Raw genomic sequence first — 17,073 nt, 5'->3', positions numbered from 1 at the left:
CTTACAACTGTGGTCTTTGTTTATGGAATTCCGTTGCCTGCTCAAATGCATGCGCAACCTTGTATACAGTGCTTTCATCAAAGTGACGGCCGATGATTTGGAGGCCTAATGGCAGCCCTTTATCAAATCCGCATGGAACGGAGATGGCTGGCACGCCTGCTAGGTTTACAGGGATCGTTAAAATATCATTCGCGTACATCGTCAATGGATCCGCGATGTTTTCGCCAATTTTAAATGCTGGTGTTGGTGTCGTTGGCCCAACGATTACATCGTATTTTTCAAATACATTTTCAAAGTCCTGCTTGATCAGCGTGCGGACCTTTTGTGCTTTTTTATAATAAGCATCATAATAACCTGAGCTAAGTGCGAAGGTACCCAGCATGATACGACGCTTCACTTCGTCACCAAAGCCTTCAGCACGCGTCTTTTTGTACATTTCAATCAGATTTTCCGCGTTTGGTGTGCGGTAACCGTAGCGAACACCATCAAAGCGCGCCAGGTTAGCAGACGCTTCCGAAGAAGATAATAGATAATAGGTAGCCAAAGCATACTTGGAATGCGGCAGTGAAACCTCTTCCCATGTCGCCCCTTGCTTTTCAAGGACCGCCAATGCATCAAGCACTGATTTACGGACCTCTTCACTTACGCCCTCACCGATATATTCCTTCGGCACAGCGATACGCATGCCTTTTACATCACCTGTCAAAGAACCAAGATAGTCAGGGATGTCCACCTTTGCGGAAGTCGAATCCATCTCATCGTGGCCTGCAATTGCTTTTAGCAAAAAGGCATTGTCTTCAACATTGCGCGTGATTGGACCGATTTGATCAAGCGACGACGCGAATGCTACAAGACCAAATCTTGATACAAGTCCGTATGTAGGCTTCATGCCGACAACGCCGCAAAAAGAAGCTGGCTGGCGAATGGATCCGCCTGTGTCAGAACCAAGCGAGAACAATACTTCACCTGCCGCAACAGATGCTGCAGATCCGCCTGAAGACCCGCCAGGCACTGTTTCAAGGTTCCACGGATTGAATGTCTTCTGGAAACCTGAGTTTTCATTGGAAGACCCCATTGCAAACTCATCCATGTTCAGTTTCCCGATCGTGACCGTCTCAGCCTGCTTCAGCTTCTTTATTACAGTCGCATCATAAATAGGATCAAAGTTTTCAAGAATTTTGCTCGCACATGTCGTACGCAGCCCCTTCGTGACAATATTGTCCTTAATCCCAATCGGCATGCCGTACAGTTTGTTTGCCGGCGAGCTTTGTATCGCCTTATCATCCAACGCTTTCGCTGCAGCTCTGGCGTTTTCTTCATCTAATGTTAAAAAAGCCTGGACCTTGCCTTCGACCTCGCCAATTGTTTTGAACGATTGGTCAACCAGGTCGGAAACGCTGAGGTCTCTTTTATGTAAAAGCTCATGAAGCTCCGAAATCTTATGTTCAAATAAACTCATCGCCAATCCTCCTTACTCCATAATTCCAGGTACTTTGATCTGCCCATCCTGGTGCTCAGGCGCATTCTTCAAAACTTCCTCGCGGTGCAAACCAGGATTTGATTTGTCCTCACGCATAACATTCTTTATTTCAAGCACATGTGCAGTTGGCTCGACATTTGTTGTATCCAGCTCATTCAGTTGCTCAGCGAACGAAATAATCTTGTCCAGCTGTTTTGTAAAAGTATTGGCTTCTTCCTCGGTAATCGCCAATCTTGCCAGGTGCGCCACATGCTTCACCTGATCCTCAGAAATCCTTGACATAAAAGCACCTCCATAAGTAAGTGAAACGTCCATCAGAAGGGCATTCAACCCTTTTTCTGAAAAAACAATAATATTGATCATAGCAAAGTTTCACACGTTAAAGCAATACAAGCCTTGCCATCTGTACTATTTTAACATGACTGGAAGCGGATCGCAGGAAAGAGAACATTTTTTCAGAGAAATAATACCTGTTATACTTAAAGAAAACATTCTTTAACAAAACTTTAGGTTAGGAGAGATTGCTATCCTTACTTTTATCTTCGAATTTATTGGCGATCTATTTGAGAGTGCTGGCAATAACCCAACATTAAATACTCGGAAAATAGACCAGAACATTAGATTGTTAAACGAGCACACATGGTTTAAGGCTTTATATGAAGACGAAAGGTACCACCGTCTATTCTTTGTAAACTGGCATGTTAGAGGATATTTGCAGAGCACTCTTCGTGTTAAAAAAATGATCCGAGATGAACGCGCACAGAAAAAGTTTGTTCTTTTATTAGATAAGCACTTAAAGGTCAGATAAAAAGAGCTGCCTCTAACAGGCAGCTCCTTACCCTTTCCTAAACCACTTTCCCAGCCCAGAAAAGAACCCTTTTTTCTCATCCATCTGCACAGGAGTCACCACCGGCTTTTTCGAAAGATAAATATCCTCTTTATCTATGGCATGATCATGTGCCAGGACAAGACCCAACTCAGAATCATAGTCTTTGTTTGTAACGATCGTGAATTCGATGTTTCTTTTTTCTGCTTCCTTGATGTATTTGGATAAATACGAATATGTTATATGACCATTTAAGAAAAGGTGCGCCTGCACGTTTTCATCCATGAGCTTCGTGACCTCAGGTTCGACCCCTTTTTTCAACACCTGTGCCTGGGTCAGCGCAATCACGACCCGCTCACGAAGGGTTGTCAGGAATCTCCTTCTCTCATCAGGCTTCGTCTGTTTCGCCCCATACATCCCCTGCTGCAAATATTCGTCCAATTTGCTGTTGCTCATCCAATCACCTCCAGCATTCATTACTACTATGTATGATTCTGCCTACAAGACTGTGCTAGTTTAAGGTTAACCTATTTCAGGCAAAAAAAACCTCTATGACGACTTGAAGCGAAGGCAAACCAATTAGTATTGAATGCGATCATGTGGAATAGAGTAAATCCCCATATCGGCCAGCGATACGCCAATCAGGTCGTGCCCTGTTAATCATTTGATGTAATGGCATTATGCTGTCATTTAGAGCAATATACTTTCAAACAAAAAACCTCCTCTTCTGATTGAAGAGAAGGCAGCAAATAGGAGTATTGAATGTGCATAGATTGAGTGGAGATCACCCTGTGTGTCGGTCAGCGATACGCACAAACATGTCGCAAGAGCAAATCCTGTATATCGGTCAGCGATACACTCAAACAAGTCGTAAGAGTAAATCCGTATATCGGCCAGCGATACGCCAACCAGATCGTGCGAGGATCATACCTCGTTAAACATTGATTTGATTGCATTTAATTGTCATTGCCAGACCGATACGGTTAGCTGGAATCGAGCGATACACTGATTCAATATTACCAGCATTCATCGAGAACAGATGCTAATTTCGTTTTGAGCAGCCACCTTCTAATCAAGGCTGGTGCTGAATCAAATTTTACCGCCAGCATAGAAATTGCAACCAAAGCGAGTCATCAAGAAACAGTAAATTGCGCTTCCTCAGTTGAGCCTTTTAATGCAGTAGTGGAAGAAGTTCCTCCTGAAATGACCATTGAAACCTGGTCGAAGTAGCCTGTTCCAACTTCACGCTGGTGCCTTGTTGCTGTATATCCGTGCTGTTCGCTGGCAAATTCCGCCTGCTGTAATTCGGAGTAAGCAGCCATGCCGCGATCTTTGTAGCCGCGAGCCAGTTCGAACATGCCGTGGTTCAAGGCGTGGAAGCCTGCAAGTGTGACGAACTGAAACTTGTAGCCCATCTTGCCAAGCTCAACTTGGAACTTCGCGATCGTTTCATCGTCCAGCTTCTTTTTCCAGTTGAATGAAGGCGAGCAATTGTACGCCAGCAGCTTCCCTGGATACTTCGCATGAATCGCTTCCGCAAAGCGGCGAGCTTCCTCAAGGTCCGGCTCAGAAGTTTCACACCACACGAGGTCTGCATAAGGTGCGTATGCAAGTCCGCGGGCAATTGCCTGGTCAAGGCCAGCATTTGTACGAAAAAATCCTTCCGGTGTTCTTTCACCAGTGATGAATGGTGCATCATATGGATCAACATCGCTTGTAATCAGATCTGCAGCATTGGCGTCAGTACGTGCAACAATGAGCGTCGGTGTTCCCATGACGTCAGCTGCGAGGCGCGCCGCAATCAGGTTGCGAACCGCCGTTTGCGTTGGCAGAAGTACCTTTCCACCTAAGTGTCCGCACTTCTTTTCAGAGGAAAGCTGGTCTTCAAAGTGAACGCCTGCCGCACCCGCTTCAATCATTCCCTTCATCAGCTCGAACACGTTCAGCTGCCCGCCAAAGCCAGCCTCCGCGTCAGCCACGATCGGCGCGAACCAGTCGATCGAGTTATCGCCTTCAGAGTGAGTGATCTGATCCGCTCTTTGCAGCGCCTGGTTGATTCGCTTCACAACGGCAGGAACACTGTTGGCTGGATACAAGCTCTGGTCTGGATACATATTTCCGGAAAGGTTCGCGTCCGCCGCAACCTGCCAGCCGCTCAGGTAAATGGCCTTCAAGCCTGCTTTTACCTGCTGCACTGCCTGGTTTCCAGTCAACGCACCCAGAGCATTAACAAAACCCTCTTCATTCACAAGCTTCCATAACTTTTCAGCCCCACGGCGAGCAAGCGTATATTCAATATCAACCGATCCGCGAAGCTTGATAACCTCTTCAGCGCTATACGTTCTTTCTACTCCATTCCAACGGCTATCCAATTCCCAGCTTTCCTGCAATTGCTTAACACGATTTTGAGTCATTTTCCGTTCCTCCTAATGAATGGTTTTTTTGTTTTAAAAATCTTCGGTGTCAATACTTCGCTTATTGATGCTCACTTCTATTTTTGAAATTGTATTGATATGTACTATAATAATAGTTTGTTATAGTACAGAATCAATAACTCTAATATGTATTATATAACAGACTTTTCAAAATGCAATTAATTTACTGAATTTTTCTGAAAAAAAATTATAAATAGTGAAAACGCCCTATAAAACATAGGAAATTTCAATTATTCGTGGACTTATTTCACTCTAATGAGTGTTCGGATTATAGGCATTGGAACATCAGGCACCTCATTTTCTCCGCTTGGGATGTTCCAATCACCCTTATTGGAACATCGGACACCTCATTTTCTCCGCTTGGGATGTTCCAATCACCCTTATTGGAACATAGGACACCTCATTTTCTCCGCTTGGGTTGTTCCAATCACCCTTATTGGAACAATGGACACTCATTTTCTCCGCTTGGGTTGTTCCAATCACCCTTATTGGAACAATGGACACCTCATTTTCTCCGCTTGGGTTGTTCCAATCACCCTTATTGGAACAATGGACACCTCATTTTCTCCGCTTGGGTTGTTCCAATCACCCTTATTGGAACAATGGACACCTCATTTTCTCCGCTTGGTTTGTTCCAATCACCCTTATTGCAACATAGTAAGCCATCATTTACTCAATGCAATGTTTCAATAACCCTACCCATGACAACTCCTACCCTGGTTGCCACTCCTGAGTTGTTATCAGAAACTTCTCCATAACAACTCGCACCCCGTTTTCCACCCACGAGTTGTCTCCATAACCCTTCCCATGACAAAAAAATCCCCCTCTCGCAAAGGAGAAGGGGATTTCCAAATCTGTATTAGTACATCTCTGAAGTTGTCTTAGCTTGCATGTGAAGAAGCAGATAGTCTGGTCCGCCAGCTTTTGAATCTGTTCCTGACATGTTGAAGCCGCCGAATGGCTGGTAACCTACGATTGCGCCTGTGCAGCCGCGGTTGAAGTAAAGGTTACCGACATGGAAGTCTTCACGAGCCTTCTGGATGTTTTCACGGTTACGCGTGATAACTGCTCCAGTTAAGCCGTATTCTGTGTTGTTCGCGATTTCAAGCGCGTGATCGAAATCCTTCGCTTTTGCGAAAGCAACAACTGGTCCGAAGATTTCTTCCTGCATAAGTCTAGCGTTAGGATCAAGGTCAGCAAAGATTGTTGGCTTGATGAAGTAGCCTTTTGAGCTGTCTCCTTCGCCGCCAGTCATCAAACGGCCTTCTTCCTTGCCGATTTCGATGTAGCTCATGATCTTGTCGAATGCGCCCTGGTCGTTTACAGGACCCATGAATGTGCTTTGATCTGTTGGATCGTCAAGCTTAAGCTCGTTAGTAAGTTCAACAACACGGTTAAGAACCTGGTCGTATACATCTTCAACGATAACAGCACGTGAACATGCAGAACACTTCTGTCCTGAGAAGCCGAAAGCTGAAGCAGTGATCGCTTGAGCAGCTAATTCAAGATCAGCATCTTTGTCGACAACCATTGTGTCTTTTCCGCCCATTTCAGCGATTACGCGCTTAAGCCAGATTTGGCCTTCGTTCAATTTTGAAGCGCGCTCGTAAATGCGAAGACCCACGTCACGTGAACCTGTGAAGCTTACGAAGCGAGTATCTTTGTGGTCAACAAGGTAGTCGCCCACTTCAGCGCCGCTTCCTGGTACGAAGTTAAGAACGCCCGCAGGAAGGCCTGCTTCTTCCATAACCTCAACAAACTTAGCTGCAACTACAGGAGTTGTAGAAGCTGGCTTCAATAGAACTGTGTTACCAGTAACGATTGCTGCTACAGTTGTCCCAGCCATGATCGCCAATGGGAAGTTCCATGGAGAAATGATGATTCCCACTCCTAGAGGAATGTAATCATAACGGTTATATTCATTTGGACGGCTGTTTACTGGCATGCCGTCTTTGATTTTAATCATTTGGCGAGCATAGTACTCAAGGAAATCAATTGCTTCAGCTGTATCAGCATCTGCCTCGTTCCATGGCTTACCCGCTTCTTTTGTTAAAAGTGCTGAGAACTCATGCTTGCGGCGGCGAATGATCGCTGCAGCTTTGAAAAGTACGTCTGCACGTGTTTCAGGCTTCACTTTTTTCCAAGTTTTGAACGCTTCAACAGCAGCCTGCATAGCCTTTTCAGCTAAGTCGCGGTTTGCTTTTGAAACTCGTCCAATTACTTCTTCTGTATTGGATGGGTTGTAAGAGACAATCTTGTCTTCAGTTGAGATACGCTCTCCGCCAATCACCAAGTCGTAATCCTGGCCAAGATAGCCTTCTACTGTCTTTAATCCTGTTAAGTAATCCTGACGGTTTTCCTCAACTTTAAAATTCGTGAAAGGCTCGTGTTTATAAGGCTGAACCATTCCTATCCCCTCCTATGTATTAAAACGTTTACATCCTTTCATATTCTATCATGAGAGTCTCATAGTGTTCAATGCCCACGCATTAGTAAGTAATGGATTGAGAATTTTCTTTATTTTTATTATTGCAATATTGTTATTGTGCTACAGGTTTAGCATGAAAGCAGTGGTCTGAAATTAGTGCCAGCCTCTTTCTATCGCTCTGTAAAAAAAAAAGAGCCACAGAACATCCACCGATATTTTCACTTTCAAATACCAGGTAGAGTCCGAGCCCTTTTTCATCATCTAAAAAATCATCCCCAAACATCATTTACCGAGATTCCTAAATACCTCATCCCTTGAATGAAAACCATCCGCAATAATCGTCTCTTCTATATTTGTTTTATCAACAGCGATCGGCAGCAGCAGCACGGATGGCACTTCTATTTTGCCATTGTTTACTTTCCTGTTGATCTCGACAGCCTCGCCTTTTGCCATCTGCACTGCGATTTCAGCCGCTTTTTGCGTCAAAGCCTTGAGTGGTTTGTAGACAGTCATGGTCTGTGTGCCCTCAACAATCCGTTGGGTTCCCGCAAGTTCAGCGTCCTGTCCAGATACAGGGACTTTCCCCGCCAGGCCCTGTTCAGCAAGCGCCTCGATGACTCCGCCTGCGGTCGCGTCGTTGGCAGCGATGACTGCATCAACTTGATTGTTGTTCGCCTTAAGCGCCGCCTTCATGTTTTCCTTGGCATTGGCCGGTGTCCAGTCCTTCGTCCACTGATCGAATACGACGGTTATATCCCCTCTGTCGATGTATGGCTGAAGCACGTTGAAGACACCCTTCTTGAATAGATGGGCATTATTGTCGGTGATGGCGCCGCCGATATAGACATATTTCCCTTTAGGCACTAACTTTGTAATTGCCTCTGCCTGCAGCTCCCCGACCTTCTCATTGTCAAAGGACACATACATATCAATATCCGCATTTTTAACGAGCCGGTCGTAGGCCATGACCTTGATTCCCGCCATATGTGCCTTTTTAACGATGGTCGCGGTCGCTTCTGCATTGTGAGGAACAACAACAAGCACGTCCACGCCCTGGCTGATCAAGGATTCTGCATGGGCAATTTGCAGTACGTCATCACCGTTTGCTGCTAATATTTCCACTTCAGCCCCCAGCGCCCTTACGGCATCCCTGAACATCTCCCTGTCCCGCAGCCAGCGTTCCTCGACCAGAGTATCCATTGTAAAGCCGACTTTGACCTTTTTATCAACAACAGATTTTTCGCCGCCGGCTGATGACGGCTTTTCAGGGACAACAGCTTGTTCTTTTTCAGCATCACATGCTGACACCGCGGCCATCAGAGACAGGAAACCTATGACTATTACAACATATAAAAGGATCTTCCTCATTTTTCTCTCTCCCAATTCCCACATGCGTCAGCACTTTTTACTCAGAAGGGTCCTTCTGTATTCCGTCGGAGAAATACCGCACATTTTCTTGAATACCTTGCTAAAATAATTCGGCTCGTGATAGCCGATCTCAAAGGTGATTTCCTTCAAGCTTTTCTCGGAATCTGATAGCAGTTTCTTCGCTTTTTCAATCCTGCATTCCGTTAAAAAGTCGATATAGTTGACCCCAAGCTTCTCTTTGAACATTTTACTGATGTAGATCGGGCTTAATCCCACTTTATTGGCAAGTGCATCTAGCGAAATATCTTCGTGTGAGTGTTCGGCAATGTATTGTTTAATCTGCTGGATCTTATCAGACTCTAGCCGGTCATAAGACTCCTCATGGGCCTGCCGCATCTGTCCGATCAGATGGCTTGTTTCAATCCGAAGCTGGCGGTAATCCTGCGCCTGAAGGGAATAGGTAGGCGTATCGATCTCAATGCCCAGCTCACTCATCACACGGGCTGCCATCCAAAGCAGCTCCAGTATCCGCTGCTGCGCCTGTAAAAGATTCGTTTCGGCGTTAGCATAACTATGGATCACATCCATGACAGTATCTATCACTTGATCCCATTGCCCGAGCCGGACTTGATCAAATAACTGCTTTTCCCTTTGCCTGCCCAATTGCCCGTCACTGACAGCGCCAAGGACTGGCATATCTCCGTAAAAACGATATTTTACCGGGAGGGACGTATCCATGGTAGCGTTCAATGCTTCCTGATAGGATTGCCTGATTTGCTCAAAAGAGCCATAGGCATTGCCAATCCCTGCGAACCAGCGGGCACCGGATTCCGATTTTACAGCTGAAAGAATGTCTCTTGCCAGCGAAACAGCCTGGGTTCGAAATGATTTGTCTTGTTCACGAAAAACAATGATCGGAAGCTGGCAGCCTGATAATGCTCCTACCCAGCCGCTTCCTGTTTTACGTACCTTCTCTTTGATGACCTGGTAGAGATGTTCAGAGCCCGCAGGCAGCAAAACAACCATGACAAAACTTTCCCTTGCAGACTGTATGCCCAGCATTTCCATCAACAAGTCTAAGTGGACTTCATGCACATGGTCATACAGTAGCTGTGTCACCACATCTGTTTCGACGACCCGCAATGCTTTTTCAAGCGCATCCTGCTGAAGTTTGGTTACAGCATGCGTTTCGCTCTCTGCTTCTATTTCCTTGAGCACTTTCCCGACGGTATCAAGGATTTCACTTGGCTTGCTAGGCTTGAGTAAATAATCCTTCACACCAAGTTTTAAAGCAGAACGGGCGTAATCGAACATATCATAGGCTGTCACCATGACGAATTTAATGTCTGGATGAACGGAACTTATGCGTTCGATCGCTTCAAGGCCGTTCATTCCTGGCATCATGATATCCATCAGGATCAGGTCAGGCATGAACTCCTCAACCATTTCTACCGCAACTTTTCCATTTCTCGCTTGTTGAATGGTTAGTTCCGGATAGGCTCTATGCAAAATGGCCTGCATTCCTTCCCGCTCAATCTGTTCATCATCCACGATCAGGAGTTTTCTCATTTTCTGCAATCCTCCTTGCCTTCGGTATTTTTAAGACTACCTTTGTGCCGTTTCCAATCTCGCTATGAATCTCTAACACATCTTCATTCTCGTAAAATAACCGCAGACGCTTGACGACGTTGCTGAGCCCAATTCCAGTTGAGTGGCCTCCGGACTGGACAATCTGCTGCCCCTCAAGGATTTGGTTGATTTTTTCCTCCGTCATTCCCGGTCCATCGTCTTCAATCTCAATCCTTACACTTTCGCCTTCATCCGCAATACGGAACCAAATTACACCGCCATCTTCCTCAGGCTCGACCGCATGGATGACCGCATTTTCAATAATTGGCTGCAAAGTCAGTCCCGGAATCTGCACATGCTGGCATGATTCATCCATCTCCATATGAAGCTGCAGCCGTTCAGTGAACCTCGCTTTCTGGATGTCGATATACTGTTTTAAAACTGCCACTTCTTCATTTAACATGACAGACCTGTCCAGCCGCTTTAAGCTGTAGCGCAATAATCCGGCAACATTCACAATCATATTGCTCGTTTCTTCTGCGCCTTCAAGATAGGCTTTTTTAGAAAGTGTATTCAGTGTGTTGAATAAAAAATGCGGGTTGATCTGGCTTTGCAGGCTGAGCAGCTGGCTCTCCTGCAGCAGGAGCTTATTTTGCTGGAGTTCCCGCTCGAGCTGCGCTTTCTCATGTATTTCTGAAATAAGATTATTGATATTCACCCGCATATGATCAAATGTCTTAGCAAGAAAGGCGATTTCATCATTGGATTCAACCTTGATTTGCAAATCGAACCGCCCTTTTGACAATTCATTCGCCGCTTTGGTCAGCCTCTCTACCGGTCTCGTAATACTTAACGAAATCCAATAGGTTAATAGCAAACTCAAGCTTGTAATCAGGAGAAGCAGCCAGACTCCAAGCTTATTCAGTTCCTTTGATTGGCCAATGATTCCCCGATACATCAGCTCATATGTCTTCAGTTCTTTATCAAGCAAGGTGAGGGACGTTTCGGAAATATACATCGAGATTCGCGTTGCTTCGGAGAACTCTTGTGCCGAATCTTCCGTTTCCTTTTCAGACTGGAACAAAAGAGCCCTGTCTGCCGTTTCAATCAGACTATCCATCAGATTCATATAGTTCGTTAAGGCAAAATCGTTTTTTGCATTTTTCAGCTTATAAACATCGTATTTCGCATTGCGGATTTTCTCTTTGCTGTGGCTGATCCTCTCTAAATTGCCCGGAGAAGGAAGAAGCAAGTAATTATTCAAATCTGTTACCAGCTGCTGGCTTGCGATCGTTACCTCGTTAAAACTTAGATATCTTTGCAAAATATCATTATATTGACTTTGTGTTTTATGATTGTAGTATGTAAGCGCTATCCAAATTGCCGACATGAAGACGAGAACGACCATGGCAAGCATCCAAATTTTCTTTTGTATTTTGTTCATTTTCCGTCCATCGCTTTCAGCATCCGAATATCCGTCAAGTAGCCTTTATTATCGAGAGGGACCGTTTCATTCCTCAGCCATTTCATGATCAGATTGACACTCACCTTGCCCATCTCCTCGGGTGATTGCTCAATTACTCCGTCAAGCTTCCCCCGCATCAGCAGCGAGAGTGAATCTGGAGCATCGTCGAACGTATAAATGTGGAAAGGCTCGACCTGTGAACGTCTGCTGATTTCCTGAATCATCGAACCCGCAATATTTGCATTGACTGCGATAAAACCATCTGCGTCAGGCGTTTTATTCAGCATATCCCTCGTCGTGGCGATCACCAGCTCCCTTGCCTCAGTTGTTTCCGCCTGGATTGTCTGGATATCAGGGTAGTCCTTGAAAACATCCTGGATTCCGTTAAGCCGCTGCTGCTGATAATATTCATGGTGGCTGTCAGACAGCAAGATAATCTTCCCCGACGCTCCCATGGCAGAGACCATTTGGCTCGCGATCATCCGTCCGGCCATGTACTGATCAGATCCAACGTATGTCCTTCTCAGGCTCTCCGTCATGGGCACATCATTGGCGACCGTGATAATCGGAATTCCATAGAACGCCGCTTTCACCTTTGTCAAATTCTTAAACTCTTCCGAATCCAGACCCTGCACAATGATTCCATCAACCTTGGAATGGATGGCAATTTCAACTTTCTTCAAAAAGTCCTCCTGGTTCTTCCCGTAGCTGCCCCAAACCTCAAGGCTTGCTCCTTCATCTTTTGCCTGCCTTTGTGCGCCAGCTCCAACTTTATCCCAAAAAGGTGTATCCAGCTCCTGCGTAATCAGCACAAGCCGGTATGGAGTCTCCTTTGAAGCTGCAGTCTCAGGCATTTCCCAATCAAAGCGAAAAACTTTAACTGCTGATGAACATGTAAAATAAAAAAGGACAATGATTAAGAAAGAGAGTAGGATTATGCCTATTTTTCGCAAAAGAAGAATCTCCTTTTTCTACTAGTAAATTAGTTTCATAATACCATCTGCGGGAGAATGTTCAATACTTATTGGACGATTCAGAAAAATACGTCGCGGAGCCGATCTGGGAGGAATGATTGGAGAATTTTTTCATGGATTCGAGTGATGGTAAGCTTCTTCAAGATACGCAGCAATTTGAAATTCTTTCATATAGTTGAGCGATGTCAAACTTCTTCAGCTCTTTAAAATTTTTTCATAGATTCATAGACTTTAGAATTTCCTAATAGATTAGAGGCCATGTGAAACTCAATGTTCTTTCCGTTCACCATGTCACACAGCCTCAACTATTTTTCTAACCTGACTAAGCTTTTTTCCTGCGGGTCATAACATCAAAAATGACCGCTGCGGCCAATACCCCGCCGCGAATGATGTATTGATAAGAGATGCCTACTCCCAAAAGGTTCATCCCGTTGGACAGCGAGGCCATTACGATCGCACCAATAATTGCACCCGTTACTTTGCCGACACCGCCTGCTGAGGAAACTCCGCCTACATAGGCTGCCGCAATGGCATCAAGCTCAAACAGTGTACCTGCGGTCGTAGTAGCCGATTGCAGGCGGGATGTGAATAAAACACCTGACAGGGCAGCGAGCATCCCCATCGAACCGAATACCATGTACGTGATTTTCTTAACGTTGATCCCGCTTAGGTGGGCTGCTTCCGGGTTGCTTCCGACAGCGTAAATATGTCTGCCTAGCACTGTTTTTGTTGTCAGGAAGTGATAGACAAGAACAACAAGCAGCATGATGACAACTGTCCAAGAGAAACCGTTATAGCCTGCGAGAATCCAAGTTATATAGGCAATGATTGCTGAAATGAATACGAGCTTCAGAGTGAAGATGCCTTTGGAAACAACCTCAAACTGGTATTTAAGCTTATTTTTACGAGTGGAAATTTCGCTGTAAATGTACAAAATGATTCCTGCAATACCGACAATCAAGGAGAGCAAATGCAGGCCGTTCACTTCCACGATGGAAGGTATGAAGCCGTTGCCGATTGCATTGAAATTTTCGTCCTTGATTATGATCGTTCCGGATTTCTCCGTCACCTGAAGCAAAGCACCCCTGAAAATGAGCATTCCTGCGAGCGTCGCCACAAAAGAAGGAATCCCAATTTGCGCGACAAGCAGACCATTGAACATCCCGATAATGATTCCCAGCACAAGAATGATTGGAATCGTTAAATAGATGGGCACGCCTGCCTGTGTGAGCAGGATTGCGGCAATCGCTCCAAGAAAGCCTGCCAAAAATCCAACTGACAAATCAATGTGCCTGATGACAATGACCAGCGTCATTCCGACTGCCAGGACAGCAATATATCCAGCTGAATCGAGCAGGTTGCTGATATTACGGGATGACATGAACAGCCCATCCGTCATGAGTGAGAAGGTAAGCATAATGAATAACAGTGCAATATACATTCCGTAGTCACGAATATTTACTTTGACCAACGACTTAAGTTCAGTGAAAAAGTTCAAAGGGAAAACCTCCTATTGCGTAGCAAGCTGCATGATCATTTCTTGATTCGCCTCAGTTATGGACAACTCGCCTTTGATTTGTCCTTCCGCCATGACGTATACTCGGTCACTCATTCCGAGCACCTCGCCAAGCTCTGAAGAAATCATGATGATGCTCATGCCTTCGCTGATTAGCTTGTTCATGATTGTGTAAATTTCGAATTTGGCCCCAACATCAATCCCTCGAGTCGGTTCATCCAGAATCAAGAGCTTAGGCCCAACGAACAGCCACTTGCCAAGAGACACCTTCTGCTGGTTGCCGCCGCTTAAGTTGCCGACCAATTGCTCGAGTGAAGATGATTTGATGTTTAAGGACTTTTTGTAATCTGTTGCGACTTTTATTTCTTCATTATCGTTTATGATTCCATTTGTTGAGACACCCTGCAGATGCGCAGCGGAAACATTGCTTTTAATATCCTGAAGCAAAAACAGGCCATCGCCCTTGCGATCTTCAGTGACGTAGGCAATTCCCGCTTTGATGGCTTCCCTCGGATGCTTCAGCTTCCTTGATGAACCATGCAACAGCAGATCTCCCTGCACCTTGTAAGACTTAGGATTGCCGAATATGCTTAACGCAAGCTCTGTCCGGCCAGATCCCATCAATCCGGCTATCCCGACAATTTCACCCTTTTTCACATGGAGATTGGCATCCTTTACAACCTGGCGGCCAAGCTGTGCATCGTAAGCACACCAATTTTTCAATTCAAGAATTTTTTCCCCGAAGGTTTTATTCACTCTTTTAGGATAAATATCTTCAATATCCCTGCCGACCATATTTTTGATGATAATGCTTTCGGAAACTTCCCCTTTGGATGCATCGAGTGTACAGATTGTCCGGCCATCACGCAGAACCGTCGCCTGATCGGCAATTGAAATGACTTCCTTCAGCTTGTGCGAGATCATAATGCACGTGATTCCCTGATTTTTCAAATCTCCCAATAACTCCAGCAGGTTTTCGCTGTCGTCTTCATTGAGTGCGGCAGTTGGTTCGTCAAGAATGAGCAGTTTTACGTTTTTGCTTAGCGCTTTTGCGATTTCGACCAGCTGCTGCTTCCCTACGCTCAAATCCTTTACAAGCGTTTCTGGGTTTACATTCAGCTTCACCTTTTTCAGCAATTCCTTCGCTTTCACGATGGTCTGGTTCCAGTCGACGATTGAGCCGCGCTTCACTTCGTTGCCTGCGAAAATATTTTCATAAACCGTAAGATCAGGGAACAATGCTAACTCCTGGTAAATTATTGCGATGCCGGCATTCACGCTGTCACTGATTCTATTAAACTTCTGCACAGCTCCTTCAAAAACGATATCACCCTCGTATGTGCCATAGGGATACACGCCACTGAGCACCTTCATCAAGGTCGATTTTCCTGCTCCGTTCTCCCCGATCAAACAGTGAATTTCGCCTTTTTTCACTTTAAAATTAACATCGGAGAGCGCTTTGACCCCTGTGAATTCCTTGGATATCTGGTTCATCTCCAAAATAAATTCGCTCATCCTGATCCCTCCCTTAACCAAACAACTGATGCATTTGCGAAATAGTGACAGAATGCCCTGCCACTATTTCGCGCAACTATTGAGTATTATTCTAATCCTGTAAAATCATCTGCTTTGTAATACTTAGAATCAATCAGTTCTTTTTTCACATTTTCCTTATCAACAACGATGACGTCTGTCTGTTTTGCTTTTACATCGACTTTGCCGTTGTCGTATGTGCCAGTTGTTTCAGGCTTTTTGCCATCCAGCACTGTAACCGCCATATCGATTGCATCTTTTACAAGAGTACGTACATCCTTGAAGACAGTCATAGATTGCTTGCCATCAATGATATATTGGATTGATGCTTTTTCAGCATCCTGCCCTGTTACAACAAAGCTTGATACATCGCCATCTGTTGCGAAAACGTCAGCGATTGAGCGAGCCGTTCCATCATTCGGTGCAAGAATGGCCACATCGCCTTTCAGATCAGCGCTAGCTGCAGTCAAATGTGTTTGAGCTTTATTTTTCGCTTCGTTTGCATCCCAGTTTGTCGTGACCTGGCCAAGAATCTTACTTAGCTCGTCACGAGAAAGCTCAGCCTTATCTTTCAAAGCTTCCGCCTCGCTTGAGTTTGCGATTTTGAATGTGCCATCAGCAATCTTTGGCTGAAGCACCTTCCATGCACCCTCGAAGAACAAGAACGCGTTATTATCAGAAGCAGCACCAGCGTATAAGTACAACGGCACGCCAGAACCTTTCGCATGATCGATCAAGTATTGCGCCTGGGCAGCACCTACTGCAAGGCTGTCGAACGTTACATAGTAGTCAACTGCATCTGTATTTGTAATAAGACGGTCATAAGCGATAACCGTAATGTCTTCCTTTTTAGCGGCTTCTACTGCAGCAGCTGCAGCATCGCCATCCTGAGGACTGATAATTAGGACCTTGATGCCCTTGTTAATCAATGTTTCAACGTTCTCTTTTTCCTTAGCAGAAGATCCCTGGCTAAATAAAATTTCAGTCGAATACTTTGTATCAGATAAAGCATCTTTAAATCGCTGCTCATCCTGCACCCAACGAGGCTCATCCTTTGTAGGAAGAACGATACCAACGTTTACTTTTCCTCCACCGTTGTTACATCCAGCAGCCAAGCCGGTAAACAACAGGACAACCAGCATAAGAGAGATCAATTTCCAAGCTTTCTTCATTCCCATTCCCCTTTCAAACTTGTATTTATGTGCTTACAAGTCCATTATATCTAGGGAAAAAGCCACTGAAAGCGCTATCACTAGCACTCTTTTAATATCACCTATACTTTTTTATGGTGGACAGGCTGCAGAGCGAAATTAGTGTCCTCATCTTTTAAAAATGGATGGGCTTGGCGAATCAAATCCTTTCAATTTCCCAGCTGCCAACCCCTTATCCTTGTCTCTTTTATTACTTTGGCGTTACAATTCATTAACAACCTTCAGGAAAAGGCTTCCTCGAACGAATTGTATAATGATAGAGAAAAAC

Annotated in this window: 13 protein-coding genes; all 13 read right to left on the bottom strand. The window is 45.1% G+C overall.

Going from position 1 to position 17,073, the window contains the following annotated elements; genetic code table 11:
- Position 1: 1 nt before the first annotated feature.
- Positions 2-1,459: an Asp-tRNA(Asn)/Glu-tRNA(Gln) amidotransferase subunit GatA gene (gatA, locus tag AABM38_RS01815; protein ID WP_423408851.1), complete on the bottom strand. Its 1,458-nt coding sequence runs from the start codon at positions 1,457-1,459 to the stop codon at positions 2-4.
- Positions 1,460-1,471: 12 nt separating this feature from the next.
- Positions 1,472-1,762, bottom strand: coding sequence for an Asp-tRNA(Asn)/Glu-tRNA(Gln) amidotransferase subunit GatC (gene gatC, locus AABM38_RS01810; RefSeq protein ID WP_423408850.1), 291 nt, complete (start codon positions 1,760-1,762; stop codon positions 1,472-1,474).
- Positions 1,763-2,315: 553 nt separating this feature from the next.
- Positions 2,316-2,762 (bottom strand): YueI family protein, encoded by a 447-nt coding sequence (locus AABM38_RS01805; RefSeq protein ID WP_423408849.1) that lies wholly within the window; start codon positions 2,760-2,762, stop codon positions 2,316-2,318.
- A gap of 677 nt (positions 2,763-3,439) precedes the next feature.
- Positions 3,440-4,720, bottom strand: coding sequence for an isocitrate lyase (gene aceA / locus AABM38_RS01800; RefSeq protein WP_423408848.1), 1,281 nt, complete (start codon positions 4,718-4,720; stop codon positions 3,440-3,442).
- Between the two features lie 880 nt (positions 4,721-5,600).
- Positions 5,601-7,148 carry an L-glutamate gamma-semialdehyde dehydrogenase gene (gene pruA / locus AABM38_RS01795; protein ID WP_423408847.1) on the bottom strand — a complete coding sequence of 516 codons (1,548 nt, stop codon included), beginning with the start codon at positions 7,146-7,148 and terminating at the stop codon, positions 5,601-5,603.
- Between the two features lie 133 nt (positions 7,149-7,281).
- On the bottom strand, positions 7,282-7,455 hold the full coding sequence (locus AABM38_RS01790) for a hypothetical protein (protein WP_423408846.1): 174 nt from the start codon (positions 7,453-7,455) through the stop codon (positions 7,282-7,284).
- Complete coding sequence (gene xylF, locus AABM38_RS01785; protein WP_423408845.1) at positions 7,452-8,537, bottom strand: D-xylose ABC transporter substrate-binding protein; 1,086 nt, start codon at positions 8,535-8,537, stop codon at positions 7,452-7,454. The genes AABM38_RS01790 and xylF overlap by 4 nt, the downstream gene beginning before the upstream one ends.
- Positions 8,538-8,564: 27 nt before the next feature.
- Complete coding sequence (locus AABM38_RS01780; RefSeq protein WP_423408844.1) at positions 8,565-10,106, bottom strand: response regulator; 1,542 nt, start codon at positions 10,104-10,106, stop codon at positions 8,565-8,567.
- Complete coding sequence (locus AABM38_RS01775; protein ID WP_423408843.1) at positions 10,081-11,550, bottom strand: sensor histidine kinase; 1,470 nt, start codon at positions 11,548-11,550, stop codon at positions 10,081-10,083. The genes AABM38_RS01780 and AABM38_RS01775 overlap by 26 nt, the downstream gene beginning before the upstream one ends.
- Positions 11,547-12,524, bottom strand: a complete 978-nt coding sequence (locus AABM38_RS01770; protein WP_423408842.1) for a sugar ABC transporter substrate-binding protein — start codon at positions 12,522-12,524, stop codon at positions 11,547-11,549. The genes AABM38_RS01775 and AABM38_RS01770 overlap by 4 nt, the downstream gene beginning before the upstream one ends.
- 343 nt (positions 12,525-12,867) lie before the next feature.
- Positions 12,868-14,043, bottom strand: a complete 1,176-nt coding sequence (locus tag AABM38_RS01765; protein WP_423408841.1) for a sugar ABC transporter permease — start codon at positions 14,041-14,043, stop codon at positions 12,868-12,870.
- Between the two features lie 12 nt (positions 14,044-14,055).
- Positions 14,056-15,576 carry an ATP-binding cassette domain-containing protein gene (locus tag AABM38_RS01760; RefSeq protein ID WP_423408840.1) on the bottom strand — a complete coding sequence of 507 codons (1,521 nt, stop codon included), beginning with the start codon at positions 15,574-15,576 and terminating at the stop codon, positions 14,056-14,058.
- An 86-nt stretch (positions 15,577-15,662) separates the two neighbouring features.
- A complete protein-coding gene (locus AABM38_RS01755) occupies positions 15,663-16,766 on the bottom strand; it encodes a sugar ABC transporter substrate-binding protein (protein WP_423408839.1) in 1,104 nt (367 codons plus the stop codon).
- Positions 16,767-17,073: the final 307 nt, after the last annotated feature.

It is taken from the genome of Heyndrickxia sp. MSNUG (genome assembly GCF_049532715.1).
Taxonomy (GTDB): Bacteria; Bacillota; Bacilli; order Bacillales; family Cytobacillaceae; genus Mesobacillus.
Note: the sequence above shows the minus strand (reverse complement) of the source record. Positions and strands in the feature narration are given on the sequence as shown.

Excerpts from the sequence above, each read along its gene's own strand:
- gatC (WP_423408850.1), bottom strand. The coding sequence starts at position 1,762 with ATGTCAAGGATTTCTGAGGATCAGGTGAAGCATGTGGCGCACCTGGCA.
- gatA (WP_423408851.1), bottom strand. The coding sequence starts at position 1,459 with ATGAGTTTATTTGAACATAAGATTTCGGAGCTTCATGAGCTTTTACAT.
- aceA (WP_423408848.1), bottom strand. The coding sequence starts at position 4,720 with ATGACTCAAAATCGTGTTAAGCAATTGCAGGAAAGCTGGGAATTGGAT.
- AABM38_RS01790 (WP_423408846.1), bottom strand. The coding sequence starts at position 7,455 with ATGATGTTTGGGGATGATTTTTTAGATGATGAAAAAGGGCTCGGACTC.
- xylF (WP_423408845.1), bottom strand. The coding sequence starts at position 8,537 with ATGAGGAAGATCCTTTTATATGTTGTAATAGTCATAGGTTTCCTGTCT.
- AABM38_RS01780 (WP_423408844.1), bottom strand. The coding sequence starts at position 10,106 with ATGAGAAAACTCCTGATCGTGGATGATGAACAGATTGAGCGGGAAGGA.
- pruA (WP_423408847.1), bottom strand. The coding sequence starts at position 7,148 with ATGGTTCAGCCTTATAAACACGAGCCTTTCACGAATTTTAAAGTTGAG.
- AABM38_RS01755 (WP_423408839.1), bottom strand. The coding sequence starts at position 16,766 with ATGAAGAAAGCTTGGAAATTGATCTCTCTTATGCTGGTTGTCCTGTTG.
- AABM38_RS01760 (WP_423408840.1), bottom strand. The coding sequence starts at position 15,576 with ATGAGCGAATTTATTTTGGAGATGAACCAGATATCCAAGGAATTCACA.
- AABM38_RS01805 (WP_423408849.1), bottom strand. The coding sequence starts at position 2,762 with ATGAGCAACAGCAAATTGGACGAATATTTGCAGCAGGGGATGTATGGG.
- AABM38_RS01775 (WP_423408843.1), bottom strand. The coding sequence starts at position 11,550 with ATGAACAAAATACAAAAGAAAATTTGGATGCTTGCCATGGTCGTTCTC.